This window comes from Vibrio sp. V42_P2S4T144, assembly GCF_009904715.1.
Taxonomy (GTDB): Bacteria; Pseudomonadota; Gammaproteobacteria; order Enterobacterales; family Vibrionaceae; genus Vibrio; species Vibrio alginolyticus.
The window spans coordinates 1-4,415 of sequence record NZ_WXWS01000186.1; the positions used below are offsets into that span (position 1 = coordinate 1).

The window sequence follows — 4,415 nt, forward strand, 5'->3', positions numbered from 1 at the left end:
CCATGATCCTGAGGTGAAACCTCAACAACTTGATACAATGCCGCCTGTGCGTTCATTGTGGTACCAACCATCATTGCAATGGCGGTCAATTTGAATTTATTACTACAATTCATTGAATTCTTAACTATCCTGTTGCATTGCTTCGAGTTCTTCCCATCTCTCGAATGCGATTTCCAACTCCTGCTCTAGTGCAGCAAGCTGTTCCAATACCGGCTGAGTTTGCTCTACAGGTTTAGCAAAGAACTCTGGATCGTTCACTTGCTCCTGAAGGCTCTCGATATCCGACTCTAATTGTTCAAGTTTAGCTGGTAGAGCCTCTAATTCTCTTTGCAGCTTATACGATAACTTCTTCGAATTGTTCTTAGGTTGCGTAGTTTTGGGAGTTTCCTCAACCACTTTCTCTTTCTTCGTTGGTTTTTCAACCTGACTGCGCGAAGCAAGAACTTGGTCACGCTGTTGTTTAGCATCATGATAACCACCAACGAACTCTTCGATTATACCGTTACCCTCAAAAATCCAGCTGGTTGTTACTGTGTTGTCTACGAACTCACGGTCGTGACTCACTAACAATAATGTACCCTGATAATTGGCAAGCATTTCTTCTAAAAGTTCCAACGTTTCGATATCCAAATCGTTAGTTGGTTCATCAAGAATAAGTAAGTTGTTTGGTTTCAACAAGATACGGGCTAGCAATAATCGGTTTTTCTCACCACCAGAAAGTGCCTTAACCGGGGTTCTGGCGCGCTTAGGTGCAAATAAGAAGTCTTGAAGATAACTCAGCGCATGACGCTGACGTCCCCCAACCATTACTTCTTGTTTCCCATCCGCTAAGTTATCGATCACTGTCTTTTCTGGATCCAAAATCTCTCGGTACTGATCAAAGTACGCGACTTCTAATTTTGTTCCGCAGTGTAAACGACCAGACTGCGCTTCCAATTGCCCTAGTAGCAATTTAAGTACCGTACTCTTACCGCAGCCATTTGGTCCGATAAGTGCAATACGGTCACCACGCATGATGTTAAAGCTAAAGTCGTCGACAATTGTCTTGCCTTCGTAAGCAAAAGATACATTTTCTGCTTCAAATACAATCTTACCTGAACGAGAAGCATCATCGATGTTTAGGTTAACTTTACCTTGAACTTCACGACGGTCACGACGCTCTTCACGAAGCTTTTTAAGGGCTCGAACACGGCCTTCATTACGAGTACGACGTGCTTTAATGCCTTGACGAATCCACACTTCTTCCTGAGCTAGTTTCTTATCGAACTCAGCATTTTGCATTTCTTCGACGCGAAGCATTTCTTCTTTGTCATTCAAATACTGTTCGTAATTACCAGGGAAAGAAGCTAATTGACCGCGATCTAAGTCAACGATGCGTGTCGCCATCGACTTGATGAATGCACGGTCGTGAGAAATAAAGATGATCGAGCCTTTGAAGTCTTTTAAGAAGTTCTCTAACCATTCGATCGTTGTCACATCGAGATGGTTTGTTGGTTCATCAAGAAGCAATACATCAGGATCACAAACCAGCGCACGAGCTAAAGCAGCTTTACGTTGCCAGCCACCGGATAGATCGGTCAGTTTGGTTTCTGGGCTTAGTTTTAAAGAGCCAAGTACGTTCTTAACACGGTCATCAAAGCGCCAAGCGTTAGAATGATCAAGTTGCTCTTGAACTTTCGCCAAACGGTTAATGTTCTTCTCACTTGGGTCTTGAGCAACAAGATCGAGAAGATCGTGATAGATCTTCAATTGTTCGCCGATTTCAGCCAAACCGCCAGATACGTATTCGTAAACTGTACCCTCTTGATTGCGCGGTGGATCTTGTTCAAGCCGAGAAACTACTACGTCTTGAGTTATTTGAATCTTGCCATCATCCAACAAAATGTCGCCGGCAAGCACTTTCATTAACGTGGACTTACCTGCTCCGTTACGACCAACTAAACAAACGCGTTCGTTTTCTTGAAGAGCGAACTCCGCTTTGTCTAGCAATGGGTGGTCACCAAATGCAAGTTGTGCGTTATGAATGGTAAGTAATGCCATTATTATCCAACCAATGTGTGAGTTGTTCTAAGTCAAACGGCCAGTTCAACTCAGAATCTTGATATTTTAAGACGGGTATTGTGACGCCGTAACGAGAAAATAGTACATCATCGAACGCAATATCGATGATATCTGTTTGCTCGGCCAAACCGACTTGGTCTACTAGAGCAAATGCCATCTCACAAAGATGGCATCCCTCCGTGCTATACAATATCAGCACGTATTAATCCTTTTGTTTATACTACGCGTGCGTTACTAGCCAACAGTTATGAATCTGTTTATTACGCGCAAAATCTAATGGTAACGTTTGAGAAGAAATATTCTGAGCCTTCAAACCCAATTCAGCGAGTGATTCTTCATCCATCTTGAAATGACGTTTGTTATTTGAAAATACGATTGTGCCTTCACTTCTCAGTAAACGTTTGAGGTTCTTCATTAGCTTAATGTGGTCACGTTGTACATCGAATGATGTTTCCATACGCTTAGAGTTAGAGAACGTAGGTGGGTCAATAAAGATCAAGTCGTACTCACCTTTTGCGTTTTCTAGCCATTGCAAACAGTCCGCTTGTTCATATTTATGTTGGCGTCCTACACAGCCATTAAGCTGCATATTGTCTTTCGCCCAATTCAAGTAGGTGTTTGACATATCGACAGTTGTAGTGGAACGCGCACCACCAACTGCAGCGTGCACTGTTGCACTACCAGTGTAAGCAAACAAGTTAAGGAAATCTTTACCCTGTGCCATTTCGCCAAGACGACGACGAGTGATCTTATGATCCAAGAACAGGCCTGTGTCTAGGTAGTCATGAAGGTTCACGATCAGCTTCACACCGTACTCGTTTACTTCGAGCGTCTCTGATACCTGACCTAATTTTTGGTACTGGCTTCGACCTTTCTGCTTCTCACGAACTTTCAGTACAACTTTGTTCGCTTCGACACCGGTCACCTGAATCGTCGCACGGATAATGTCCGTTAGACGACGCTTGGCTTTTTCTTCAGGGATGTTCTTAGGTGCTGCGTACTCTTGAATCACAATTTGATCGCCGTACACGTCGATCGCTACGTTGTATTCTGGAAGGTCTGCATCGTAGATACGATAGCAGTCTAGTTTCTCTTTACGAGCCCACTTGCCAATCTTGCCAATGTTTTTCTTCAAACGGTTTGAGAAGTCTGGTGCGATTTGAACGTTAGTATCTGCACCTTTAACTTCATCAGCGCTGCGCTCGGCAATGCTGTAGTTCTTTTGGTGACACGGTAACGCACCGTTGTTCAATTTAAACTGTTTATCAGCGCGCATGCGAAGGCAACTCAAGAGCTCGTCTGAGCTAGAGAAGATAGATGCTTTACATCCGCCAAACTCAGATTTTAGCTGTCCACCGAATGCGGTATAGAGCGCAATCAGCCCCGGCTCAGTTCCTAGACGCTCACCGTAAGGTGGGTTTGAAACGATAACACCGTGTTCAAATCCTGCGGGACGAGTAATAGTTGCAGCATCACCTTGCGCAAACTCAATCAACTCTTCAACACCTGCTCTGCGGGCGTTTTCTTGAGCGACTTTTAATACTTTGGGGTCGTTATCGAATCCAAAAAACTTAGCGTCAACTTTCTTGACACCTCGTCTAGCTTGAACATTAGCCTCTGATTTAATCTCAGCCCAGGTCTCCGGTTCAAAGTCTTCCAAAACTTCGAAGCCCCATTGTTTGCGCTTAACGCCAGGTGCCATGTTGGCTGCCATCATTGCTGCTTCAATAAGCAAAGTACCAGAACCACACATTGGATCGAGTAATGGTTGATGCCCATCCCAGCCACAACGCATGATAATCGCAGAAGCAAGCGTTTCACGTAATGGCGCACGACCCGATTCTGGTCGATAACCACGCTGATGAAGACCACTACCTACCATGTCTACCCCAAGCAACGCTTTATCTTTATGCAAACGAACGTGAATACGAATATCTGGGCGTTCTTTGCTGATATTAGGACGTGGCAAGCCTTTGTTCTCAAAGCAATCTACGATGCCATCTTTGACCTTCATAGCCCCGTATTGGCTATTTCTAATCTCACGGTTTGTGCCGTTAAAGTCCACAACAAAGCGTTTAGAGCTATGAAATTGGTTAACCCAGTTAATAGTGGAAGTGGATAGATACAAGTCCATGTCGTTGTTACACGTGAACTCAGATAAAACACGTACAAATCGAGACGCTAAACGGCTCCACAAACAACAGCGATAAACCTGTTCGTTTGTCGCTTTAAATTTTACGCCTGCCTGTACTGGTTTCGCATTTTCAATGCCTAGTTTAGTCAGTTCTTCAACAAGCAAATTTTCCATGCCATTTGAAGTTACCGCGAGATATTGATTCATAGTGTTCTTTCGC

At 44.0% G+C, this 4,415-nt stretch carries 3 protein-coding genes; all 3 read right to left on the reverse strand.

The genetic code is table 11. The features are described 5' to 3' along the window. Nucleotides 1-120 precede the first annotated feature (120 nt). From CAG68_RS06560 to rlmKL, 3 genes are read right to left on the reverse strand one after another with little or no spacing between them, the layout of a single operon-like run. Nucleotides 121-2,040, reverse strand: a complete 1,920-nt coding sequence (locus CAG68_RS06560) for an ABC transporter ATP-binding protein (RefSeq protein WP_054730902.1) — start codon at nucleotides 2,038-2,040, stop codon at nucleotides 121-123. Continuing rightward, nucleotides 2,018-2,260 carry a glutaredoxin family protein gene (locus CAG68_RS06565; RefSeq protein ID WP_017821808.1) on the reverse strand — a complete coding sequence of 81 codons (243 nt, stop codon included), beginning with the start codon at nucleotides 2,258-2,260 and terminating at the stop codon, nucleotides 2,018-2,020. Before CAG68_RS06565 ends, CAG68_RS06560 begins: the two co-directional genes overlap by 23 nt. A 21-nt stretch (nucleotides 2,261-2,281) precedes the next feature. Then, nucleotides 2,282-4,402, reverse strand: a complete 2,121-nt coding sequence (rlmKL, locus tag CAG68_RS06570; protein WP_053350765.1) for a bifunctional 23S rRNA (guanine(2069)-N(7))-methyltransferase RlmK/23S rRNA (guanine(2445)-N(2))-methyltransferase RlmL — start codon at nucleotides 4,400-4,402, stop codon at nucleotides 2,282-2,284. Nucleotides 4,403-4,415 lie beyond the last annotated feature (13 nt).

Coding starts and splice junctions, on each gene's coding strand:
- CAG68_RS06560 (WP_054730902.1), bottom strand. CDS start 2,040: ATGGCATTACTTACCATTCATAACGCACAACTTGCATTTGGTGACCAC.
- rlmKL (WP_053350765.1), bottom strand. CDS start 4,402: ATGAATCAATATCTCGCGGTAACTTCAAATGGCATGGAAAATTTGCTT.